The sequence below is a fragment of the Thiohalorhabdus sp. genome, from assembly GCF_036628635.1.
Taxonomy (GTDB): Bacteria; Pseudomonadota; Gammaproteobacteria; order Thiohalorhabdales; family Thiohalorhabdaceae; genus Thiohalorhabdus.
This window is the reverse complement of sequence record NZ_JAZKRM010000016.1, coordinates 1-20811: the sequence shown is the minus strand read 5'-3', so window position 1 is coordinate 20811 and position 20811 is coordinate 1. Positions and strand designations below refer to the sequence as shown.

The window sequence follows — 20811 nt, the reverse complement described above, 5'->3', positions numbered from 1 at the left end:
CGCGAGCCGTTGCCTTTCGGAGCCGAAGGCATCGCGGTCCAATCCCCGTCGGCTAAGCACTCCATTCCGGACATGCTCGGTCATCTCGGTGGTGGTGCCGGGACAGGGGGGTCAGGAGGCCGGCTGTTCCTTGGCCTCCGCCTTCTGGCCGTTGCGGTCGGGACGCGCCGGCCGGTAGCACACGATGGTGTCGCCGGTGGCGGGCTCCAGGGGCCTCGAAGGCGACTGGAACACCACCTCGCCGTTCTCCCGCACCATCAGAAGGTTTTCGGCATTGACGGGGCAGTGCTGGACGAAGTCGTCGTAGGTGAACTCGTCGGTGAGGCGGGTGAGCTGGAAGGTCCAGCCCAGGTAGTGGCGCTGCATCATGCGATCAAAAGTGGCCTCCTCGGAGAATGCCACCTGCCCGCGCAGGGTGTGGCTGAAGTCGCGCGTCTCGCTGTCCTCCGCCTCGACGGTGGGAAGCTGGAACACCCGGTCGCGGCCTAGTTCGGGCGCGAAGCGGGTGCATACCAGGGCGTTGTAGGCGTCGTTGTCGGTGGCCGCCAGCAGGTAGCCAATGCCGGACAGGTCCAGGCGCTGCTGGCCGAGCTCGGACAGCAGCTCGCCGGACTGGGTAGTGAGCCCCGCCATGCGCGCCGGGCGCAGTCGGTGCCAGGAGGAATCGGCCACCGTCACCGGGATGTCCAGCTTGTTGAGGATCTTGGCCAGCTCGATGGTCCAGCCCTGGGCGCCGACGATCAGCACCCCGTCCCGGCCCGCCGCCACCAGCCCCAGCCAGCGCGCCAGCGGCCGGATGGTGAAGCCGTGCACCGCCACCGTTACCAGGATCACCCCGAACACCAGCGGCAGCAGCAACCGGGCGTCGGGGTAGCCATGCGCCACCAGGGCCGGGCCCAGGACACCGGCCATGGCGGCGGTGACCACCCCGCGCGGGGCAACGCCGGCCACCAGCAGGCGCTCGCGCCAGGTCATGTAGGCGCCCATGGTGGAAAGCCCCGCCGCCAGCGGCCGCACCACCAGTAGCATGATGCCGACGAAGGCCGCCGTCCGCCAGTCCAGATCCGCCAGCAGGGCCGTTTCCAGATCGGCGGCCAGTACCACGAACAGAATCGAGATCAGAAGCACCACGATGTGCTCCTTGAACCGGCGCAGCTCCAGGCTCGAGGCCAGGCGCAGGTTGCCCATGACCAGGCCCATGACGGTGGTGGCCAGCAGCCCGGCCTCGGCCTGGGCGAGATTGGCCAGGGCGTAGACCAGAAGGATGGCGGCGATGAGGGTGGGGGCCTTGAGGAATTCGGGCACCATACCGCGCTCGAAGGCGCGCCCCAGCAGGTAGCCGCCGCCCCCGCCCAGGGCGGCGGCAACTCCGGCCGCGAGGAGCAGTCCCCCGGCCACCTCCCCCATGGCCGACCCCGGCCCGGAATGGACCAGGTACTCGAAGGTGAGGATTGCCAGCAGCGCCCCCACGGGGTCGTTGATGATGCCCTCCCACTTCAGGAAGGAGCCGGGCCGCGACTGCAGCCGGGCCTGACGCAGCAGGGGCCCGATCACGGTGGGGCCGGTGATCACCAGGATGGCGCCGAGCACGGCGGCCACCGGCCAGGACAGCCCGGCGACCCAGTGCCCGGCGGCGGCGCCCAGGGCCCAGGCCAGGACCACACCCAGGGTGATCAGGCGCAGGATGGCACGGCCGGTATGGCGGACCTCGTGGAAGTGAAGGCTGAAGCCGCCCTCGAACAGGATGACGCCCACCGCCAGGCCCACCATGGGGCGCAGCAGGGTACCGAAATCGTGGCTGGGATCGATCAGGCCGAGCCCCGGCCCTACCGCCAGGCCCGCGGCGGTGAGCAGAACGATGGCAGGGAGGCGGAAGCGCCAGGCCAGCCACTGGGCAATTAGGCCGATGGCCACCACCAGGGTGACGGCCAGCTCCAGATGGTGCTCCATGGGGAATCCCGGCGCGGAAAGGGTCCCCTAGGATTATATCAGGCGGGCCGGGCACGGGCATCAAGGCGGGCCCGGCTTTGGATCAGGGTTGCCCTAGCTGGAGGCCTTGCGGGGCACGTAGCGCCCGCCGTCGAAGGATTGGAAGAACCGGCCCAGCTCCGGGTGCTCCACCTGCTCCCCGCTGCTGTCCGGGTCCAGGTTGCGCTCGGCGACGTAGGTGCGATGGCTGGCGCCATGGGGCAGAACCTGGTACCAGGGCCGGTCCTTGGGGGGCTGACTGGTGGCCATGAGCTGGTACCAGGCGTCGGTTCCCCGGAATTCGGGGTGTACGCCGACAACGACGCCGCGGTAGTCGAAGCGCTTATGGTGGACCACGTCGCCGATTCGGAAGCGGGCGGGGTTCTCGCTCATCGGTGCTCCTGAGGCTAAGGCGCTGAACGGTTAGGGGGCAGGCGGCTGCCCCTTGAATTGGCCGCAAGGATCAAGCAACTATGGGGTTCTGGGATGGCCGCGTTGCGGCCCCAGTCCAACCGGCCCTTTGACCGGCAAATCCGTCCCCGTTTAACGGATTAGACAATGGCCCACCGGAATAGCACTCCGGTCGTTGATTTAGATGCCGTTCGCGCGGTCTGTGAACGGTGCAGCATCCAGGACCTGTGCTTGCCCCAAGGGCTGGAGAAACACGACCTGGAGCGCCTGGATTCCATTATCGAGCGCAAGCGGCCCCTAAAGGCCGGGGAATACGCCTACCGCGCCGGCGATCCCTTCCAGACCCTTTTCGCTGTCCGCTCGGGCGTGGTCAAGACCTACATCCTTGAGGAAGACGGCGAGGAGCACATCACCGGCTTCCATTTCCCCGGCAGCCTGGTGGGCATGGACGCCATCGCCAGCGGGATCCACGCCTGCTTCGCCCGCGCCCTGGATACCACCAGCCTGTGCGAGATCCCGTTCCAGGGCCTGGACGAGCTAGCGGGTAAGCTGCCGGGGCTCCGCCAGCAGCTGTTCCGTCTAATGAGCCAGGAGATCCACAAAGACGAGCAGGACCGCCGCAGCCAGTCGCAAACCGCCGCCGACCCCCGCCTCGCCAGCTTTTTGGCGGAGCTTTCGCAGCGCTTCGCGCGTCTGGGCTACTCCCCCTACGATTTCCGCCTCAAGATCTCCAATCAGGATTTGGCCAGCTACCTGGGCCTGGCCCCGGAGACCGTGAGCCGGCTGTTCCGCCGCTTCCGGGAAAAGGGGCTGGTCACGGTGAAGAACAAGCAGGTCCGCATCCATGACCTCGAGGGGCTGCGCCGGCTGGGCCACCTGGACGGTGACTAGCCCGGCCCTGCCCAGGCCCCGGTTTCATGGTAGTCTGGCCTTGGCTGCAGCCGTAGGTGGTAGGCGGCCTGCGATCACGACATTCCAGTGGGAGAAAATCTTGAAAACGAAGACATGGGTCGGCCGCTTGTTGGCGGCCGCTGCATTTTTTGCTGCCGCGGCGCCGGCAACCGCCTATGACGAGCTAGCCGTCGAGGAGAAGGCCCTTCGGGTCCTTGACACCATCCTGCCGGCAGGCATCGAGACCCGGGATGAAGGCATGAAGGAAGCCCAGGTCGAAGGCTGGGTCAAGGTCTCCTACGAAGCCAAGTCCCGGCGCGGCTGGATGCCGGTGGTAATCTTCGTCCACGAGGATACCGAATATGCCCTGGCCGGGCGACTCTATTCGGTGGCAGTGGGTGCCGAGCCTCGGGAGAAGGCCAAGTCCGTCCTGGAAGAGCGGATCCCTACAAAATTCGAGCGCGAGCTCATCCAGGATCAGGTGACACCGATGGAGGGCCTGCGCGAGTACCTGTTCGAGGTTCGGCTTCCTCAGCGCGGGCCCCAGGCAGTCGGGGTGTATGTGGGCGATAAATTCGGTGTTGTGGGTCAGCTGTTCGGCCCGGGCAATGACAATCTGACCCAGAAGAACAAGCAGAGCTGGCGCGGCTCGCTGGTTTCCTGGGGCGACCTGACCCAGGGTCTGGAGCCGGTCTACGGTGAGGCAGATGCCCCGGTGCGCTTCGCTATGTTCACCGACCCGGATTGCCCCGCTTGCCAGCGGGCCAAGAAGCGCATCGAAAACCTCGTGGCGCAAAACGGTGACCGCCTGGCCGGCTATCTGCTGTGGCTGCCGCTGGACATGCACGACCACGCCAAGCCCAAGAGCAAGGTCCTCGCCTGTGCCCCGGCGGACAGCCAAGCCCGGCTCTTTGATGCCCTCCAGGACACCAAGCCCAACGGAGTCGGGGAGGTCTTTGAGGTCCTCAAGCGCAAAGATGCCGCCGTCCCGGGTGGGGTCCGGAGCTGCATCGATTCCGGCGAGGCCGATCGGCATCTGGAAAGGGTGCAACAGCAAGCCGATCAGGTGGGGCTGAGCTCGGTGCCTACGGTCTACTTCGATGGCAAGGTGTTCCGCGGCTTCCCCGAGGATGCCGTCAAGGAGGCGCTGGAAGCTGCAGGCGGTGGCTGAACCCGAACCGCCGAGCGGTCTGGACACGCCGGGCCTCCAAGGCCCGGCGTTTTGATTTACGGTTCCGGGAGGGGAGGGCCCTATTTCTTCAGGATCATGGCCTCCATGTCTTCGTCTTCTAGACGGGCCTGGACCCTCTCTGCTTCGTCCCGACCCGCGTAAGGGCCGAGGCGGACCCGGTGCCAGACCCCCTTGTCTCCCAGGTCGGCGCGTACCACCCGAGCCTGGAGGCCCTGCATGGCCAGCTGGGCCTTGAGCTTGTCGGCGGCTTCCGCCTCGCGCAAAGCCGAAACCTGCAGCAGGTAACGCCCACTCGCGGCGGGGCGGGGCGGTTCCGTTTCGGAAGGGGACGGCCCGACCGAGGGCGGTTCCCCTTCCGAGGGCGGCTCTTCGTCGCGGGCAGGCCCTGTCTCGGGCGCATCGGCGCTCTCCGGATCGACCTCGGGGACCTCCACCTCCATTTCGGGAAGGAGGGTGTAAAAGCGGTAACCTTCGCCTTCCCCGGAGCTCTGGTCTTGCGGAGAAGGCTGGTCTCCCGGATCGGTTTCCCGTGCTTGCGGCTCGGGGTCCTGGGCTGCCGGGGCCGCTTCCTCCCTGGCATCGGCGGGTCCGGCGGCCGGCTCCGGGGCGCCCCGCTCTCGGCGCTCGCTGGTGATAAAAAGGATCGGCAGCAGGATGGCCAGACCGATGCCAAGCCCACCCGCGAACCAGAGAAACGACTGTAACCGGGCCCGGCGCTTGCCGCGGGAACCGGTGCGTCGGCGCCGCTTCCTGCCGCCGGCTGGGGCGCGTCGGCGGGCGGGCCGGCTATGGCCACGGTTGGCGGGCATGGCGCTACATTCGCTCCGGGGCCGCGACGCCGAGCAGGCCCAGGCCGTTGGCCAGCACCTGGCGCACCGCCTCCACCAGGGCCAGACGGGCCCGCATCAGCTCGGCATCGTCGATCAGGACCCGGTGGCTGTTGTAGAAGGTGTGGAACTCCGAAGCCAGCTCCTGTAGGTATCGCGCCACGCGGTGCGGCTCCCGGCCCCCCGCCGCCATTGCCACCGTCTCCGGATAGCGCTGCAGCTGGCGCAGGAGCCGGGCTTCCTTGGCCTCGGCCAGCAAAGTGGTGTCTGCGCCGGCCAGCTCCTCGGCGCTCGGCTCAGGCCGGTCGGAATCGGCGAGCTTGGCGTGGATGCTGCTGATGCGTACGTGGGCGTAATGGATGTAGTAGACCGGATTGTCTTCGGTCTCCTGCTTGGCCACCTCCAGGTCGAAGTCCATGTGCTGATCGGAGCGGCGCAGCACGTAGATGAAGCGCGCGGCGTCCCGGCCCACCTCGTCCACCAGCTCGCGCAGGGTGACGTACTGGCCGGCGCGGGTGGACATGGCCACCTTCTCGCCGGCCCGAAACAGGTTGGCAAACTGCACTAGCTGGATCTCCAGGCGCTCGGCATCCAGGCCCAGGGCCTGCATGGCACCCTTCACCCGGGCCACATAGCCGTGGTGGTCGGCTCCCCAGATGTCGATCAGGTGATCGAACTCGCGGTGGAACTTGGCCCGGTGGTAGCCGATGTCGTTGGCGAAGTAGGTGGCGGCGCCGTCGGCGCGGATCACCACCCGGTCCTTCTCGTCGCCGAAGGCCGAGCTGCGGAACCAGGTGGCGCCGTTGGCCTCGTACAAGTGGTCGCGCTCCCGCAGCCCGGCCAGGGCCTGGTCCACGGTGCCGGCATCCACCAACGCTTGCTCATGGGCCCAGGTGTCGAAGGCCACGCCGAAGGCATCCAGGTCCGCCCGGATCTCGCCCAGGATGTGGGCCAGGGCCATCTTCCGAACGTCGCCGAAGGTCTCATCACCTATCTGTTCGCGGATTCGGCGTATCAGAAAATCGATGCCCGTTTCCGGATCTTCAGCATCCGTAAGGCCGGAAGGGTTAAACTCCAGTTCGTCGCCGAAGCGCTCCCGCACCTGGGCCGCGATGTCGCGGATGTAATCGCCCTGGTAGCCCTTTTCGGGGAAGGCCTCGTCGGTGCCCAGGACCTGCTGGCGGTAGCGGCTCATGACGCTGGCGGCCAGGATGGCCATCTGGCGGCCGGCGTCGTTGACGTAATACTCGCAGTCCACCTCGTAGCCGGCGGCACGCATGACCCGGGCCAGGGCGTCACCGTAGGCGGCGCCGCGACCGTGGCCCACGTGGAGGGGGCCGGTGGGATTGGCGGAGACGAACTCGATCTGTACCCGCTCGCCGGCCCCGGTGTCGCCGCGGCCGAAGCGTTCCCCGGCGCGCAGCACCTCCGGCACCACCGCCTGGAAGACCCATTCGGCCAGGTGGAAGTTGATGAAGCCGGGGCCGGCTACCTCCACCGCGGCCACCTCGGGGGCGTAGGGCAGGGCGGCCACCAGGGCCTCGGCCACCTCCCGCGGCGGCTTGCCGGCGGCTTTGGCCAAGCGCATGGCGAGGTTGCAGGCGAAATCGCCGTGGCCTTCCTCGCGCGGGCGCTCCACCTGGATCTGCGCCGTGGTGTCGGCAGGGATGACACCGCGGTCTCGGACGTTCTGAAGGGCACTCTCAAGCAGCTCGGCCAATCGGGCTTGCAAGGGGGTCTCCGTGGCTTCCAGGCCCGGCCGGGGGGTCGGGCGGGCGGGTCGGCTTAAAGGCAGCATGAAAGGATACCCGAAATGCGGGTACCTGCTAAAGCAAACCGATCGCCGGCAAGGGCTGCTTGGGCCGGGTCAGGGGCAAGGACGGTCGGCCCTCTGGTATGCTTTTGGGCCGGCTTATTTGGCCGGGGGCCGCTGGCCCTTGTGCATGAGGGCACGGGCACGCCCGTTGGCGGGCCACACCGTGTCCAGGTTGTCGGCCACGGTGAAGGCGTAGACGCGCTCCGCGCCGGTGGGTCCCACATAGCGCCGCACTGCCCGGTAACCGCTGCTACCCGGAGCGGGGTCCACGGACCATCCGGTATCGGTCCAGCCCGGTTGCGGCTCCACCTTGTCCAGAACGGTGCCCACATTGCGGCCGCCAAAGCGGAAGGGGTCGGCGGGTGCCGCTTGCACGGCCTCGATGGCGGCGCCCCGCGGTATCTCTGGACCTTGTTGGGGCGTTGGGGAGAAGCCTACAAACTGCTGCAGGGTTATCAGCAGGATCACGGCTACGACCAGAAGCCCCAGGGGCAGCAGCCAGTTCGTGGTAACGGCCTTCGCCATGGCAGCCTCGTCGAATAGGGTAGAAGGGTTCCGTCCCAGAAGGGCGCAAGGGTTTTGGCACGGGACACTTAACCTACCAGCCCACCCCCGAAAAGGGAGAATGCCTTGGATATCCTGTTTGACGTCGGCCTGGCGGTGGTCGGCCTCCTGTTGCTGGTTTGGGGGGCCGAAGGCTTCGTGCGCGGCGCCGCAGGCCTGGCCCGTAACCTGGGGGTATCCATCCTGGTGGTGGGCCTGACGGTGGTGTCACTGGGCACCAGCGCCCCCGAGCTGCTGGTCAACCTGTCCGCCCAGTACCAGGGTGCGCCCGCCATGGCCTTCGGTAATGTGGTGGGCAGCAACATCGCCAATATCGGCCTGGTCCTGGGCATCTCGGCGCTGCTATTGCCGCTTGGAGTGCATTCCCAGGTGCTGCGCCGGGAGTTTCCCCTGCTGCTGGGGGCCACCCTGGTCTTGTTCCTGATGGTTATCGACGGCGGCCTGGGGCTGGTCGACGGCGTGCTCCTGAGCCTGGGGCTGGTCGCCTATGCCGTGTGGACCGTGCGCATTGCCCCCGCCGGGGCGGATGATCCCTACCTGGCGGAGGCTTCCGAAGAGGTGCCGGAGGACCTTACGGCCCTTCGGGCCGCTGTCTGGCTGGGCATCGGGCTGGTCGCTTTGATCGTGGGCAGCCGGGTGTTCGTGGGCTCGGCCGCCGAACTGGCGGTCGCCATCGGGGTCTCCGACCTGGTCATCGGTTTGACCCTGGTGGCCTTCGGCACCAGCCTCCCGGAGCTGGCCGCCAGCCTGGCCGCCGTGGTCAAGCGCGAGGACGATCTGGTGGTGGGCAATGTGGTGGGCTCGTGCCTGCTCAACATCCTCCTGGTGCTGGGGATACCGACCCTGTTCGGCGGCCTGCCCGCCGGTGCCGAAGCCATCTGGCGCGACCTGCCGGTTCTGTTGGGGCTGACCCTACTCCTGGGGCCCATCTTCCTGAACCAGGCACGCGGCACCTACCGCATCAATCGTATCGAAGGCGGCCTGCTGGTGGTCGTCTACGGGGTTTACATCGCCTGGGTATTCGACAAGCTGCCCGGGCTTAGTTAAACCGGAAATTGCACCCAATCGCCTATCCCATTGAGGTTTTTCCTATTTTCAAGGTTTTGGAAGGAATTCCCGGGGTGTTGAAGCGTCCGAAGGGTGTACTACCCGGCCCGGCGCTGGCCTGCTATCGGCATCTTCGACTGATCGGCCCCGCAAACGTAGTTGGGCTACGCGTTTGGGCCGATCAGCCGAATCTGCTCGCTGCGCAGCACAGCGACGGACCGGGTTTGGGTGCAATTTCCGGTTTGATAGATAAGGAGGCATTCCGGCCATGAGCCACCTTCAGGCCGTCATCTTCGATGTTGACGGAACCCTCGCCGAGACCGAGCGCGACGCCCATCGGACCGGCTTCAACGTGGCCTTCGAGGAGGCCGGTCTGGCGGACCGGTGGAGCCCCGAGCTCTACGGCAAGCTGCTGGCGGTTCCGGGGGGCAAGGAGCGCATCCGCCACTACTGGACCCAGTACAAGGGGGAGCCCGAGCCCGACTGGGAATGGGTCAAGGGCCTGCACGAGCGCAAGGCGGAGGTCTACACCGAGCGCATCCGGTCCGGCCTAGTGCCACCCCGCCCGGGCATCCTGCGCCTGCTGCGCGAGTCCCGGGACAAGGGGGTGCGCCTGGCCATCGCCACCACCACCACGCGCGCCCCTTTGATGGAGCTGCTGCGCCACACGCTGGATCCCGAGGCCCCCCAATGGTTCGAGGTCATCGTGGCCGGCGACGAGGTGGCCGAGAAAAAGCCCTCGCCCGATGCCTACGACCAGGCCCTGGCCGACTTGGACCTGCCGCCGGAGGACTGTTTGGCCCTGGAGGACTCCCGCCCCGGGGTGGAAGCCGCGCTGGCCGCCGGCGTGCCTGTGGTGGTGACCACCAGCGAGTACACCGCCAGCCAGCAGTTCCCCGGTGTCCTGGCGGTGTTCGACAGCCTGGGCGAGCCCGACCATCAGCCGGCTCGGGTGATCTGCGGCGAAGTGGATCTGCCGGATCACGGCGCCGTGGACCTGATCACCCTGTCCCGGCTGCACCGGGCCGGGGTCGCGACGGAGACGGGCTGATATGAGCGATGCCTCCGGCGACATGCCCGCCACCGATCCGCGGGCCTTCCTGCGCGATGCCGAACCTCAGCGCCGGTTGGACTATCTGGTGGGCCGGGCCTCTATGGCGCCGTCGCCCTACAACACCCAGCCCTGGCGCTTCCGGTCCCGGGATGCCGAGGTGGTGGACCTGCAGTGGGATCCCGATCGCCGGCTGGATCAAGCCGATCCCAACGGGCGCCTGCTGTTCGTGGCGCTGGGGGCGGCCCTGGAAAACTTCATGATCGCTGCCGGGGATCTCGGCTACCAGCCGGAGGTGGTTCCTTTTCCGGAGGGCGAACAGGGGCCCACGGCGGTGCGAATCAGCCTGGGCGAGCCCGGTACCCTGCCCGAACCGGATCCCCGGGTGGACCTCCAGGCGCGGCGGCGCACTGCCCACGGTCGGCTCAGCGGGCCGGTGGAGCCGGCGGTGCGGGATGCCCTGGATCACCTGGATCTGGGCGAAGCGGAGCTGTCCTGGGCGGAGAACGTGTGGAAGGACGCCCTGGCCGGCCACGCCGCCGTCACAGCCTCACGGCGGTGGCGGGAGCACGCTTTCCGGCGGGAATTCCTGGCCTGGCTGCGCAAGGACCACGCCGAGCTCGAGGAGCGCCGTGACGGCATGGCCATGACGCGCTTTCGACGCTTTCCCGGCTGGCTGGCCAAGGTGGGTCGGCGAGCCATGCTCTACCTGCCGGTCCTGTTCGACCCCGAGCGCAAGACCGGCCGCCGCATCCGGCAGGCCCCGGCGCTCGTGGTGCTGGCCACCCCCGCAGGCAACGGCCGCCCCCAGTGGCTGGCAGTCGGGCGCGTCTACCAGCGGATCGGCCTGGAGCTGGCCCACGCCGGCCACGCCATGGGCCCGGAGGCGGTACTGACCGCTACCGAATCCGCGCGGGCGGAAACTGCCAACATCCTCCGCCGGAAAGAGCCCCAGCTGGTCGCGCGCATCGGCCGGGCCCGCCCCCATCCGGGCACCCCCAGGCGGCGCCTCCACCGCGTGCTCAATCCCCCGGCGCCCACCTTCCCGCTGTATCCCCATCCGGACTGAATGCGTGGGGGCCGATCAGCGGCGGGCCGCCACCGTTCGGGGGGCTTCTTGAGCCAGTAGGAGCGTTCACCGACCTATCGAGGCTCCCAGTGGTCGCGGTCATTGACCGCCCCTTACAAGGCCGGGTTGGTGAAGCGGCGGTGGACCTCGTCGATCTTGGCCAGCAGGTCGTCGTCCAGGGTCACCTCCAGGCTGTCCAGGTTGCTGTCCAGCTGCTCCAGGCTGGTGGCGCCTATGATGGTGCTCGCGGTGAAGGGCTGGTGGCGGCAGAAGGCCAGGGCCATCGGCGCCGGATCCAGGCCCGCCTCGTGGGCGAGGTTGACGTAGGCCCGGCTGGCGGGCTCCACCCCGGGCTTGGCGTAGCGGTTGCCGAATTCGGGATAGAGGCTCAGCCGGGCCCCATCGGGGGCGGCGCCGTCGAGGTACTTGCCGGTGAGGTGGCCGAAGGCCAGGGGCGAGTAAACTAGCAGCGGCACCTCCTCGCGGTAGGCGATCTCGTCCAGGCCGTCCTCGAAGGCACGGTTGAGCAGGTTGTAGGCGTTCTGGATGGACACCACCCGCGGCAGGTCGTGTTCGGCGGCCAGTCGCACGAACTCCATGACCCCCCAGGGAGTCTCGTTAGACAAACCGATGTAGCGGACCTTCCCGGCCTCCACCAGGTCGGCCAGGACCTCCAGCTGCTCGTGGATGGGGTTGGCGTCCCAGTCGCGGTCCGGGTCGAAGCGGGCCTCGCCGAACTTGGGCACGTTCCGGTCGGGCCAGTGAATCTGGTACAGGTCCAGGTAGTCGGTCTGGAGCCGCTTGAGACTGCCTTCCACCGCCCGCTCGATATTGGAGCGGTCCAGCTGCGGCAGCTCCCCGGCGTCGCCGCGCATCCAGGGCAGCATCCGCGAGCGCCCGGTTACCTTGCTGGCGAGGACGAATTCGTCGCGGCGGCCGGGGTTAGCGCCGACCCAGCTGCCGATGTAGCTCTCGGTGCGGGTGTGGGTCTCGGCCTTGGGCGGCACCGGATATAGCTCGGCGGTATCGATAAAGTTAACGCCGCGTTCCAGCGCCCGCTCGATCTGGGCGTGGGCGTCCGCCTCGCTGTTCTGGTCGCCGAAAGTCATAGTGCCCAGACAGATCTCGGAGACTTTCAGCTCGCTGTTGCCTAGGCGGTTATAACGCATGGGGCTCGCTCCTAGGGTGTTTCGGTCAGGGTTGCGCGTTCGGGCGGGGGCGGAAGTTTTACCGCTTCGGGGCGGTGCGGACAAGGCGATGGGGACGGCCCATCCGGCCCTTTCCGGTCTGCCGGCCGGGGACACCGTCGGCGCCTGAGCCCCGGTGGCCGCTCCCCGGAGCGGGGACAGAGGGCGCGGCGGCGATTGAATGCGCCGACAGGGTTGTGGGATCATCCCAGTCAGCTTAACCGACCCGAGCTTCCCCCAAATCCCGACGGGCTTTACCGCTCGGCGGCCCCTAGCCACCGCCGACCGAACAGGATAAATGCTGGCCATGAGCGAGCACGAGGGCACCCACGCGGATGAGCCCCCGCCGAGCTGCATGATTATCGTCGAGGGCGTTACCCAGAAAGGCCGCAAGTTTCGGCCGAGCGACTGGGTGGAGCGCTTTGCCGGTAATGCCGCCACCTTTGGCGCCGACAACCGTCTGCATTACTCGTCCTACATCAAGCCCACCGTCTACAATGGGGTCAAGGGCCTGCTGGTCGATCCCCTTCTCCGCGAGACCCGCCCCGAGCTCTTTCGGCAGCTGGTCAGCTTCGCCCGCGAGAACCACCTGCGGGTCCCCGAGACCTGCGGCGTCCCCGAGTTCGAAGACCACATGGCCGAGGCCGAAGGCGAGCGGGACAGTTGACCCCCCTCGTCGGCACCGTGCCTCAATCGCCCAGCCGGAAGTGCTTGCGCACCCCTTCGTGGATGTCCCACACGCAGTTTATGCCCGCCGGGAAGGTCACCAGGTCACCAGCCCCGAAGGTAACCGGCCCGCCCTCCTCCGGCTCCACCGTGACCCGGCCCGCCACCACGTAGCAAACCTCCTTCTCAGCGTAGGTCCAGGGGAAGCGGGACGCCTCTTTCTCCCAAACCGGCCAGTCAAAGACGCCCATCGCCTCCAGTTCTTCCTCGGAGGGTTGCTGTACCTGAATCTCCGCCATGGGCTCCTCCTTTAAACGGGTCCTGTGGGTAAACGGGTCCTGTGGGGTCGCCCGCCCGTGACGCCAAAGTTTGGCGGCGGCCCCGGTGGCCATTCCCGGGCCCGCATTATGGGTGGCAGTGTGCGGGCTGGGGCAACTTGCGGCCGGATTGCCGCCGCGCGGATGGTCCAACCCTATCACCACTTCGTTGCCGCGGTCGGTCAGGCCCATCCCTTAGGGCCCCGCCTCCGCCATAGCCCCGGCATGGGGGTAGCCCGTCGCGTGGCAGGAATGGGCACGCTCCGCCGCAGGGCTTGAAGCGCTCGGGCGCCATGCGGATGATAGGCTTGCGGTTATGGGCCCTGCCCTGGAGGTTCGGCCCTCCTCGGAAGCGCGGCGGCTGAAAGCAGCAGGAAAGGGGGCGGCCGCAACGGCCGCAGGACGAGTGCCACCAGGGAATCCCCCCGGTCGGGGCGACGCTATTCTGACCGCTGCGGCCGCCCAAGGCCAATCGGGAGACGAAAGGAGCGGACAAGACATGGGCGTGGGCGAATGGGTACGCCCCGAGATCGGGGCCATGGCCGGGTATCAGCCGGGGGAGCAGCCCCTCCCCGGGCAACGGGTGATCAAGCTTAACACCAACGAGAACCCCCATCCGGTGCCCAGCGAGGTCCTCGAGGCCGTCCGCGAGGCGGTCACCGCCGAGACCCTGCGCCGCTACCCCGTCCCTGACGCCCGGCCGGCGCGCGAGGCCGCCGCCCGGGCCTACGGTCTCGACCCCGAGCAGGTGGTGGTGGGCAATGGCTCCGATGACCTGCTTACCATGGTGTTGCGCACCTTCGTCGGCTCCGGGGCCGACGTGGTGGCGCCGGCGCCTACCTATTCCCTCTACGATACCCTGACCGCCATCCAGGGCGGCACCTACCGCGAGGTACCCTGGGGCGTCGGCGGCTCACTGCTGATCCGGGCCATCGTCAACGCCGACCCCGCCCTGGTGTTCGTCACCCGGCCCAATGCCCCCTTGGGCTTCGCCTGCGGGCTGGACCAGGTGGCTGGCCTGTGCCGGGCAGTGGACGCCCCGGTGGTCCTGGACGAGGCCTACGGCGATTTCGCCGCCGACAGCGCCCTGCCCCTGCTCGATGACCATCCCAACCTGATTGTCACCCGCAGCTTCTCCAAGGGCTTCTCCCTGGCCGGCCTGCGCCTGGGGCTGGGCTTCGCCCGGCCCGAGGTGGCCGAGCAGCTGGACAAGGTGCGCGACTCCTACAACGTCGACGCCCTGGCCCAGGCCGGTGCCGCCGCGGCCCTGGACCACCTGGACGCCTTCCGCCCCAACACCGAGGCCATCCAGCGCGAGCGCGGCCGCCTTACCGCGGCGCTTCGCGAGCGAGGCTTCGGCGTGGCCGAAAGCCAGGCCAACTTCGTCTTCGCCCGCGCCCCCGACGGCGACGGCCGCCCCTGGTACGAGGCCCTGAAGGCGCGCGGCATCCTGGTGCGCCACTTCCCTGAGCCCGAGGAGCTGGCCGAGGGGCTGCGCATCTCGGTGGGCACGGCCGAGGACAACGAGGCCCTGCTGTGGGCGTTGGACGAGATTGCCGGGAAATAGGACCGGTTGGATGCCTACTCCACCCCCTCCCCCCGCAGCGCCGCGAAGCTCGCCGACCGCCCCGGGCCGTTGACTAGGCGCACGTGCTTGGGCTTGAGCTGGCGGGGATCGTCGACGCCGCAGGAATGGGCGATGATGCCCACCTCGCGGGTAATGTGGCGGTGGTAGTTGGCCACCCGGACCTTCTTATCGGCGGGGTCGAGCCCTTTCTGCAGGCGGGGGTTGTGGGTGGTGACGCCGGTGGGGCAGGTATCGGCGTTGCACCGCAGGGACTGGATGCAGCCCAGGGCGAACATGAAGCCGCGCGCCGAGGTGACGAAGTCGGCGCCCACCGCCAGGCCCCAGGCCACCGATTCCGGGGTCACCATCTTGCCCGAGACGATCACCCGAATGCGCTCGCGCAGGCCGTGGTCCTCCAGCTTGCGGATGAGATGGGGCAGGCCCTCGAAGCGCGACATGCCCATGTAGTCCATGAGGCTCATGGGAGCGGCGCCGGAGCCGCCCTCGGCGCCGTCGATGGTGATGAAGTCGGGAGCGGCCTCCTCGCCGCGGCGGTGGATCTCGGCGGCCAGGCTGTCCAGCCAGTCCGGATCGCCCATGACCATCTTGAAGCCGGTAGGCTTGCCGGTGACATCGCGGATCCGGTTCACCTGATCCAGGAGGTCGGAAGCACTGTTGATGTCGGGATGGCGGTTGGGGCTCACCGAATCGGTGTATTCCGGGATGCCCCGGATGCGGGCCACCTCCGGGGTGACCTTGGCGGCCGGGAGGATGCCGCCCTTGCCGGGCTTGGCGCCCTGGGCGAGCTTGATCTCCACCATGCGCACCCGGTCGTGACCGGCCACCTCACGCAGCTTGGCCTCGTCCAGATTGCCTTCGGTGTCGCGCACGCCGTACTTGGCGGTGCCGATCTGGAACACCAGATCGCCGCCGCCTTCCAGGTGCTGGGGCGCCAGGCCGCCCTCGCCGGTGTTGAGCCAGCACCCCGCCATGGCCGCGCCGTGGGCCAGGGCGCGCACGGCGGGATCGGAAATGGCGCCGTAGCTCATCCCCGAGACGTGGAAGAAGCCGCTGGTGGTGTAGGGCTCGGCGCAGCCGGGGCCGATGGTCACCGGCGCCGCCTGGCTGACGTCCGTGGCCAGGGAGGGGAAGGGGCAGTTGTTGAAGGCAATGGTCCCCACCGCGCGGACGTCCTTGGTTGATCCGAAGGCGGCGGTGTTGTCCTCGTCCTTGGCCGAGCTGTAGACCCAGCTGCGCTCGGCCCGGTTGAAGGGCTGCTCCTCGCGGTCCATGGCGAACAGGTACTGCCGCAAGAACTTGCCCAGGTACTCGAGCAGATACCGGAAGTGGCCGATGACCGGATAGTTGCGGATGATCGCGCTGCGGTGTTGGGTGATATCCCGGATGAAGACCCCGATCAGGGCCAGCACTCCCAGCCCCACCATGAAGACGAACAGGGCGGACATTACTTCGATGGCCTGGATAAGGATCATGTCGGCGTGAGCGGACATGGCGCGCGCTTCCTCTGTCGGGCTTGGGTTGGCGGCAAATCGCTGGGGGTGGGATGCCCCCGGCCCGGCAAGCATGGCACTATAAAGGGCCGGCCTGAAAACGGCACTCTACTCCAGGGGGGTTATACGCCGGAGACGGTTGCCTTGGAGTCAATCAACCAGCAAAGGGGGGTTACCATGCGTATCCGTTCCGCTTTTGGCGCCCTGACCGTTTTAGTGCCCGCGATGCTCAACGGGCCGGCCCTGGCCGCCGAGAAGCCCGTTTATCTCGGCGGCGGTGTCGCCGTCCAGTCCATTCCCGGCGGCGAGGACGGCACGGCGGCGGTTTTCCGCGGCGGTGCCAAGCTCGACGAGGTTCTGCCCGGATTGGGGATGGAGGGTGAGCTGACGCGCAGTCTGGTGGATCCGGAAGCCGGCGGTGGGCGCGACGTCACCTTTACCAGCTTTGCCGGGTACGGCGTCTATACCGCGCCGCTGCCCGATCGGCGGGTGGCCCTGCGCGGGCGTCTGGGCCTGGCCCTGGTGGATGAGGACCCCGAGGGCCGGAGCAGCGACAGCGACCTGGAGGTCAGCTGGGGCCTGGGCGGCAAGCTCCGGATCACCAGCACGGTGTCGGCCTTCGTGGACTATACCCGCCTTTCGGCCAGCCTGGATCACCTGACCCTCGGGGCGCTGGCCCGCTTCTAGCCGGTCCGGCTGGGCTCGGCCCGGTTCCGGCGCCCGCCGCCTCCTGCGACGGTGGCGGGGGCTTGACCGGCTGCGTCGCCCCGCTCGTCCGCGGGCCCGCCGGCAAAGGCCCGGATGGTCCAGTAGGCCGCAACGGCCACGCCCAGCCCCCACAGGGTCAGCCCCAGCAGCAGCTGCTGGTCCAAGAGGTAGCTATTGCACAACCGCACCGGGGCCTCCCGGTAGACCCACCCCATCACCACCAGCATGGACACCCCGTTGGCCCACAGCAGGCCCCGCGCCAGCGGCGGCAGGCGCGGCCAGCTGCGCGCCAGCGGCAGGCCTATCAGCGCCGGCACGGACAGGTACTTGCCGGCCTCCCAGGCCGGCTCCAGCAGGGCCCGGTCCAGGCTCACTGGCAGCATCCAGAAGGCCAGGACGAACACCGCTACCACTACCCCGGTGGCGCCGAAACGGTTGAAGCCAGCCGCCTCCCCGGCCCGCACCGGGCCCAGGCCCCGCCCCAGCCACCACCCGGCCACTGCCAGCAGGCCGATCTGGGCCACCATGTGGCCGGCCAGGGTGGCCTCCAGGGCGGCGCGCACCGGCGGCAGGGCCAGGACGGCCCACAGGCCGAAACCGGCGGCGAGCCAGCGTTTGTCGATGGCCGACAGGCCCTGCCGGCCGGCCGCCGGCTTTGCCGGGTTGGGGGCCCTCACAGCCGCGCTTCCACCACCCGCACCACCTCCTCCGGCTTGGTGTCGTCCACGATGGCCACCACCCGTCCATTGCGGTCGATGAGGTAGAACGCAGCGTTGTGGCGAAAGCCCCCGTTGCCGTCGGGCAGCACCACCACCCCCAGCTTGTCCCGGACCCGATCCAGCCCGCTCCGGGGCCGGGCCACCCACCAGTGCCCCGGATCGGCGCCGTAGCGGTCGGCGTAGGCGCGCAGCCGCTGCGGGGTGTCGCGGGCCGGATCGAAGCTCAGGCTCAGCAGGCGGACGTCGCGGCCCACCGCCGACTCCGGCAGCTTCCCGCGGATGCGGGCCATGCGCGTGCCCAGCATGGGGCACATGGTCTCGCAGCGGGTGTAGATGAAGGTGGCCACCACCAGCTCGCCCTCGAGCTCGCGGAGCCGGGCACGGGCCCCCGTCTGCAGCTGGAGGCCCGTGTCCGGCACCGCCACGGGGTTGTCGGAAACGGCCAGCCGCCGGGCGGTCTCCGCCGTGAAGGCGCGACCGCCGTCGGTGGCCCGGGCATGATCCGCCGCGTCATCGAGTGGTCGCTGACCAACCGCTTCCTGGTGGTCGTCGCCGCGCTGCTGCTGCTGGGCTGGGGCGTGTTCGCCATGCTGCGTACGCCCCTGGACGCCATCCCGGATCTGTCCGACGTCCAGGTCATCATCAAGACCGAATACCCCGGCCAGGCGCCGCAGGTGGTGGAGGACCAGGTCACCTACCCGCTGACCACCACCATGCTGTCGGTGCCCAAGACCAAGGCCGTGCGCGGCTATTCCTTCTTCGGCGACAGCTACATCAACGTCGTCTTCGAGGACGGCACCGACATGTACTGGGCCCGCTCGCGGGTGCTGGAGTACCTCAACGAGGCCGCCTCCGAGCTGCCCGAGGGCGTCCAGCCCTCGCTCGGGCCCGACGCCACCTCGGTGGGCTGGGTCTACCAGTACGCCCTCGTGGACCGCACCGGCGAGCGCTCCCTGGCCGACCTGCGCGCCCTCCAGGACTGGTTCCTGGCCTACGAGCTGCAAACGGTGGAAGGCGTGGCTGAGGTGGCCGCCGTGGGCGGCATGGTGCGCCAGTACCAGGTGGTGGCCGATCCCGAGAAGCTGCTCGCCTACGACATCCCGCTGTCCAAGGTGAAATCGGCGCTCAAGCGCGGCAACCAGGAGGCCGGCGGCTCGGTGATCGAGATGGCCGAGGCCGAGTACATGGTGCCCGCCACCGGCTACGCCCAGTCATTGGGAGACCTGCGGGCCATCCCCCTGGGGGTGAGCGACGACGGCACCCCGGTGCACATCCGCGACGTCGCCGAGGTGCGCTTCGGCCCCGAGCTGCGCCGCGGCGTGGCCGAGCTCAATGGCAACGGCGAGGTGGCCGGCGGCATCATCGTCATGCGCCACGGCAGCAACGCCCTGGCCACCATCAACCGGGTCAAGGAGCGCCTGGCCCAGCTCAAGGAGGGGCTGCCCGAGGGCGTGGAGATCGTGCCCACCTACGACCGCTCCGGACTCATCCTCGACGCCGTCGATACCCTCCGGGACCGGCTAATCGAGGAGCTGCTGATCGTCGCCGCGGTGGCGCTGATCTTCCTGTTCCACCTGCGCTCCACGCTGGTGGCGGTGGTGGCGCTGCCGCTGGGGATCCTGGGCAGCTTCGTGATCATGTACTACCAGGGCATCAACGCCAACATCATGTCCCTGGGCGGCATCGCCCTGGCCATCGGCACCATGGTCGACGGCGCCATGGTCATGATCGAGAACGCCCACAAGCAGCTGGAGCGCGACCCCGAGGCCGAGCGCTGGGAGGTGGTCCGCCGCGCCGCCGTGGAGGTGGGCCCGGCGCTTTTCTTTAGCTTGCTAATTATTACCCTTTCGTTCGTCCCGGTGTTCGCCCTGGAGGCGCAGGAGGGGCGGCTGTTCGCGCCCCTGGCGTTCACCAAGACCTACGCCATGGCCGTGGCCGCGGGCCTGTCCATCACCCTGGTGCCGGTGCTCATGGGCTACTTCATCCGCGGCCGCATCCGGGCCGAGTCCGCCAACCCGGTGAACCGCCTGGTGGCGGCTATCTACCGCCCGGTGCTGGCCGCCGCCCTGGGCTGGCCCAAGACCACCATCGTCCTGCTGGTGGCGGTGCTGGCCTCCACCGCCTACCCCTACAGCAAGCTGGGCACCGAGTTCATGCCGCCGCTGTGGGAGGGCGACCTGCTGTACATGCCCACCACCGATCCCGGCATCTCCATCGGCAAGGCGCGCCAGCTGCTGCAGCAGACCGACAAGATCATCCAGTCCTTCCCCGAGGTGGAGCGCACCTTCGGCAAGGTGGGCCGGGCCGATACCGCCACCGACCCGGCGCCGCTGACCATGATCGAGACCACCATCACCCTCAAGCCCCGGTCCGAGTGGCGCGAGGGCATGACCGTGGACAAGCTCAAGGACGAGCTCAACGCCGCCATCGACTTCCCGGGCCTGTCCGATGCCTGGACCATGCCCATCAAGACGCGCATCGATATGCTCGCCACCGGCATCAAGACCCCGGTGGGCATCAAGGTGGCCGGTCCCGACCTGGCGGGCATCCAGAAGCTCGCCGGGAAGATCGAGGAGGTGCTGAGCGAGGTCCCGGGCACCGCCTCGGCCTACGCCGAGCGCAGCGCCTCGGGGCGCTACGTCATCGTCGAGCCCGATCGCGAGCTGGCCGCCCGCTACGGCCTCAACGTGGCCGATATCCAGGAGGTGGTGCAGACCGCGGTGGGCGGCATGGAGGTCACCGAGAGCGTCGAGGGCCGCGAGCGCTACCCCATCAACCTGCGCTACCCGCGCGAATACCGCGACCGCCTGGAGGAGCTGCGCCAGGTGCGCGTGGCCACGCCCACCGGCGCCCAGGTGCCGCTGACCCAGGTGGCCGATATCCGGGTGGAGTCCGGGCCGCCCATGATCAAGAGCGACAACGCCCGCCTCAACGGCTACGTGTTCATCGACCTGGAGAACGTGAACATCGGCACCTACGTGGAGCGGGCCAAGCGGGCCGTGGCCGAGCAGGTCGACATCCCGCCCGGCTACAGCCTGTCCTGGTCCGGGCAGTACGAGTACATGCAGCGGGCCATGGCCAAGCTGCAGCTGCTGGTGCCGCTGACCCTGGTGATCATCGCCCTGGCCGGGGTGGCGGTGGAGATCGGGGTGGTGATGCTGGTTTACCTGGACCAGGCGGTGCAGCGCTACCGCGAGAAGAGCTGGCTGGAAGAGGCCGGCGGCCTCCAGGCCGCCATCACCGACGGCGCCCTGCGCCGCATCCGGCCCATCGCCATGACCGTGCTGGCCACCACGCTGG

Annotated in this window: 19 protein-coding genes; 9 read left to right on the top strand and 10 right to left on the bottom strand. The window is 68.6% G+C overall.

What is annotated here, in order from left to right:
* Positions 1 to 111: 111 nt before the first annotated feature.
* Positions 112 to 1950, bottom strand: a complete 1839-nt coding sequence (locus V5A19_RS07130) for a cation:proton antiporter (protein WP_332318478.1) — start codon at positions 1948 to 1950, stop codon at positions 112 to 114.
* Between the two features lie 93 nt (positions 1951 to 2043).
* Positions 2044 to 2361, bottom strand: coding sequence for a heat shock protein HspQ (gene hspQ, locus V5A19_RS07125; protein ID WP_332318479.1), 318 nt, complete (start codon positions 2359 to 2361; stop codon positions 2044 to 2046).
* A gap of 165 nt (positions 2362 to 2526) precedes the next feature.
* Between hspQ and fnr the strand changes: the two genes are divergently transcribed.
* Positions 2527 to 3270 carry a fumarate/nitrate reduction transcriptional regulator Fnr gene (gene fnr / locus V5A19_RS07120; RefSeq protein ID WP_332318480.1) on the top strand — a complete coding sequence of 248 codons (744 nt, stop codon included), beginning with the start codon at positions 2527 to 2529 and terminating at the stop codon, positions 3268 to 3270.
* Between the two features lie 100 nt (positions 3271 to 3370).
* Positions 3371 to 4441 (top strand): DsbA family protein, encoded by a 1071-nt coding sequence (locus V5A19_RS07115; protein ID WP_332318481.1) that lies wholly within the window; start codon positions 3371 to 3373, stop codon positions 4439 to 4441.
* An 80-nt stretch (positions 4442 to 4521) separates the two neighbouring features.
* Here the strand turns inward: V5A19_RS07115 and V5A19_RS07110 are convergent, their stop codons facing one another.
* From V5A19_RS07110 to V5A19_RS07100, 3 genes are all read right to left on the bottom strand, one after another.
* Positions 4522 to 5271 carry an SPOR domain-containing protein gene (locus tag V5A19_RS07110; protein ID WP_332318482.1) on the bottom strand — a complete coding sequence of 250 codons (750 nt, stop codon included), beginning with the start codon at positions 5269 to 5271 and terminating at the stop codon, positions 4522 to 4524.
* Positions 5272 to 5275: 4 nt separating this feature from the next.
* Positions 5276 to 7021 carry an arginine--tRNA ligase gene (gene argS / locus V5A19_RS07105; RefSeq protein ID WP_332318483.1) on the bottom strand — a complete coding sequence of 582 codons (1746 nt, stop codon included), beginning with the start codon at positions 7019 to 7021 and terminating at the stop codon, positions 5276 to 5278.
* Between the two features lie 180 nt (positions 7022 to 7201).
* On the bottom strand, positions 7202 to 7630 hold the full coding sequence (locus V5A19_RS07100) for a hypothetical protein (RefSeq protein WP_332318484.1): 429 nt from the start codon (positions 7628 to 7630) through the stop codon (positions 7202 to 7204).
* Between the two features lie 105 nt (positions 7631 to 7735).
* On the opposite strand from V5A19_RS07100, the gene V5A19_RS07095 reads away from it, so the two are divergent.
* From V5A19_RS07095 to V5A19_RS07085, 3 genes are all read left to right on the top strand, one after another.
* Complete coding sequence (locus V5A19_RS07095) at positions 7736 to 8716, top strand: calcium/sodium antiporter (RefSeq protein ID WP_332318485.1); 981 nt, start codon at positions 7736 to 7738, stop codon at positions 8714 to 8716.
* A 268-nt stretch (positions 8717 to 8984) separates the two neighbouring features.
* A complete protein-coding gene (locus V5A19_RS07090) occupies positions 8985 to 9767 on the top strand; it encodes an HAD-IA family hydrolase (RefSeq protein WP_332318486.1) in 783 nt (260 codons plus the stop codon).
* A 1-nt stretch (position 9768) separates the two neighbouring features.
* Complete coding sequence (locus V5A19_RS07085) at positions 9769 to 10836, top strand: hypothetical protein (protein ID WP_332318487.1); 1068 nt, start codon at positions 9769 to 9771, stop codon at positions 10834 to 10836.
* Between the two features lie 113 nt (positions 10837 to 10949).
* On the opposite strand, the gene V5A19_RS07080 is transcribed toward V5A19_RS07085, so the two are convergent.
* The gene (locus V5A19_RS07080) at positions 10950 to 12005 is read right to left on the bottom strand and encodes an NADP(H)-dependent aldo-keto reductase (RefSeq protein ID WP_332318488.1); all 1056 of its coding nucleotides are present in this window, start codon (positions 12003 to 12005) and stop codon (positions 10950 to 10952) included.
* Positions 12006 to 12330: 325 nt separating this feature from the next.
* On the opposite strand from V5A19_RS07080, the gene V5A19_RS07075 reads away from it, so the two are divergent.
* Positions 12331 to 12690 carry a DUF3579 domain-containing protein gene (locus V5A19_RS07075; RefSeq protein ID WP_332327747.1) on the top strand — a complete coding sequence of 120 codons (360 nt, stop codon included), beginning with the start codon at positions 12331 to 12333 and terminating at the stop codon, positions 12688 to 12690.
* A gap of 22 nt (positions 12691 to 12712) precedes the next feature.
* Here the strand turns inward: V5A19_RS07075 and V5A19_RS07070 are convergent, their stop codons facing one another.
* On the bottom strand, positions 12713 to 12988 hold the full coding sequence (locus V5A19_RS07070) for a cupin domain-containing protein (RefSeq protein WP_332318490.1): 276 nt from the start codon (positions 12986 to 12988) through the stop codon (positions 12713 to 12715).
* A 517-nt stretch (positions 12989 to 13505) separates the two neighbouring features.
* Here V5A19_RS07070 and hisC point away from each other — a divergent pair.
* Complete coding sequence (hisC, locus tag V5A19_RS07065; protein ID WP_332318491.1) at positions 13506 to 14573, top strand: histidinol-phosphate transaminase; 1068 nt, start codon at positions 13506 to 13508, stop codon at positions 14571 to 14573.
* A gap of 14 nt (positions 14574 to 14587) precedes the next feature.
* Here hisC and V5A19_RS07060 read toward each other — a convergent pair whose 3' ends face one another.
* On the bottom strand, positions 14588 to 16084 hold the full coding sequence (locus V5A19_RS07060) for an FMN-binding glutamate synthase family protein (RefSeq protein ID WP_332318492.1): 1497 nt from the start codon (positions 16082 to 16084) through the stop codon (positions 14588 to 14590).
* 177 nt (positions 16085 to 16261) lie between these two features.
* Here V5A19_RS07060 and V5A19_RS07055 point away from each other — a divergent pair, with 177 nt between their 5' ends.
* A complete protein-coding gene (locus V5A19_RS07055) occupies positions 16262 to 16771 on the top strand; it encodes an outer membrane beta-barrel protein (protein WP_332318493.1) in 510 nt (169 codons plus the stop codon).
* Here the strand turns inward: V5A19_RS07055 and V5A19_RS07050 are convergent.
* Positions 16768 to 17469, bottom strand: coding sequence for a hypothetical protein (locus V5A19_RS07050; protein WP_332318494.1), 702 nt, complete (start codon positions 17467 to 17469; stop codon positions 16768 to 16770). The two genes, V5A19_RS07055 and V5A19_RS07050, sit on opposite strands and share 4 nt — an antisense overlap.
* On the bottom strand, positions 17466 to 17936 hold the full coding sequence (locus V5A19_RS07045) for an SCO family protein (RefSeq protein WP_332318495.1): 471 nt from the start codon (positions 17934 to 17936) through the stop codon (positions 17466 to 17468). Before V5A19_RS07045 ends, V5A19_RS07050 begins: the two co-directional genes overlap by 4 nt.
* A gap of 72 nt (positions 17937 to 18008) precedes the next feature.
* Between V5A19_RS07045 and V5A19_RS07040 the strand changes: the two genes are divergently transcribed.
* Positions 18009 to 20811 (top strand): efflux RND transporter permease subunit (locus V5A19_RS07040; RefSeq protein WP_332327746.1); only part of this gene is annotated, 2803 nt, incomplete at its 3' end.

Excerpts from the sequence above, each read along its gene's own strand:
- V5A19_RS07075 (WP_332327747.1), top strand. The coding sequence starts at position 12,331 with ATGAGCGAGCACGAGGGCACCCACGCGGATGAGCCCCCGCCGAGCTGC.
- hisC (WP_332318491.1), top strand. The coding sequence starts at position 13,506 with ATGGGCGTGGGCGAATGGGTACGCCCCGAGATCGGGGCCATGGCCGGG.
- V5A19_RS07070 (WP_332318490.1), bottom strand. The coding sequence starts at position 12,988 with ATGGCGGAGATTCAGGTACAGCAACCCTCCGAGGAAGAACTGGAGGCG.
- V5A19_RS07090 (WP_332318486.1), top strand. The coding sequence starts at position 8,985 with ATGAGCCACCTTCAGGCCGTCATCTTCGATGTTGACGGAACCCTCGCC.
- V5A19_RS07055 (WP_332318493.1), top strand. The coding sequence starts at position 16,262 with ATGCGTATCCGTTCCGCTTTTGGCGCCCTGACCGTTTTAGTGCCCGCG.
- V5A19_RS07080 (WP_332318488.1), bottom strand. The coding sequence starts at position 12,005 with ATGCGTTATAACCGCCTAGGCAACAGCGAGCTGAAAGTCTCCGAGATC.
- V5A19_RS07060 (WP_332318492.1), bottom strand. The coding sequence starts at position 16,084 with ATGTCCGCTCACGCCGACATGATCCTTATCCAGGCCATCGAAGTAATG.
- fnr (WP_332318480.1), top strand. The coding sequence starts at position 2,527 with ATGGCCCACCGGAATAGCACTCCGGTCGTTGATTTAGATGCCGTTCGC.
- V5A19_RS07110 (WP_332318482.1), bottom strand. The coding sequence starts at position 5,271 with ATGCCCGCCAACCGTGGCCATAGCCGGCCCGCCCGCCGACGCGCCCCA.
- V5A19_RS07100 (WP_332318484.1), bottom strand. The coding sequence starts at position 7,630 with ATGGCGAAGGCCGTTACCACGAACTGGCTGCTGCCCCTGGGGCTTCTG.
- V5A19_RS07130 (WP_332318478.1), bottom strand. The coding sequence starts at position 1,950 with ATGGAGCACCATCTGGAGCTGGCCGTCACCCTGGTGGTGGCCATCGGC.
- V5A19_RS07085 (WP_332318487.1), top strand. The coding sequence starts at position 9,769 with ATGAGCGATGCCTCCGGCGACATGCCCGCCACCGATCCGCGGGCCTTC.
- hspQ (WP_332318479.1), bottom strand. The coding sequence starts at position 2,361 with ATGAGCGAGAACCCCGCCCGCTTCCGAATCGGCGACGTGGTCCACCAT.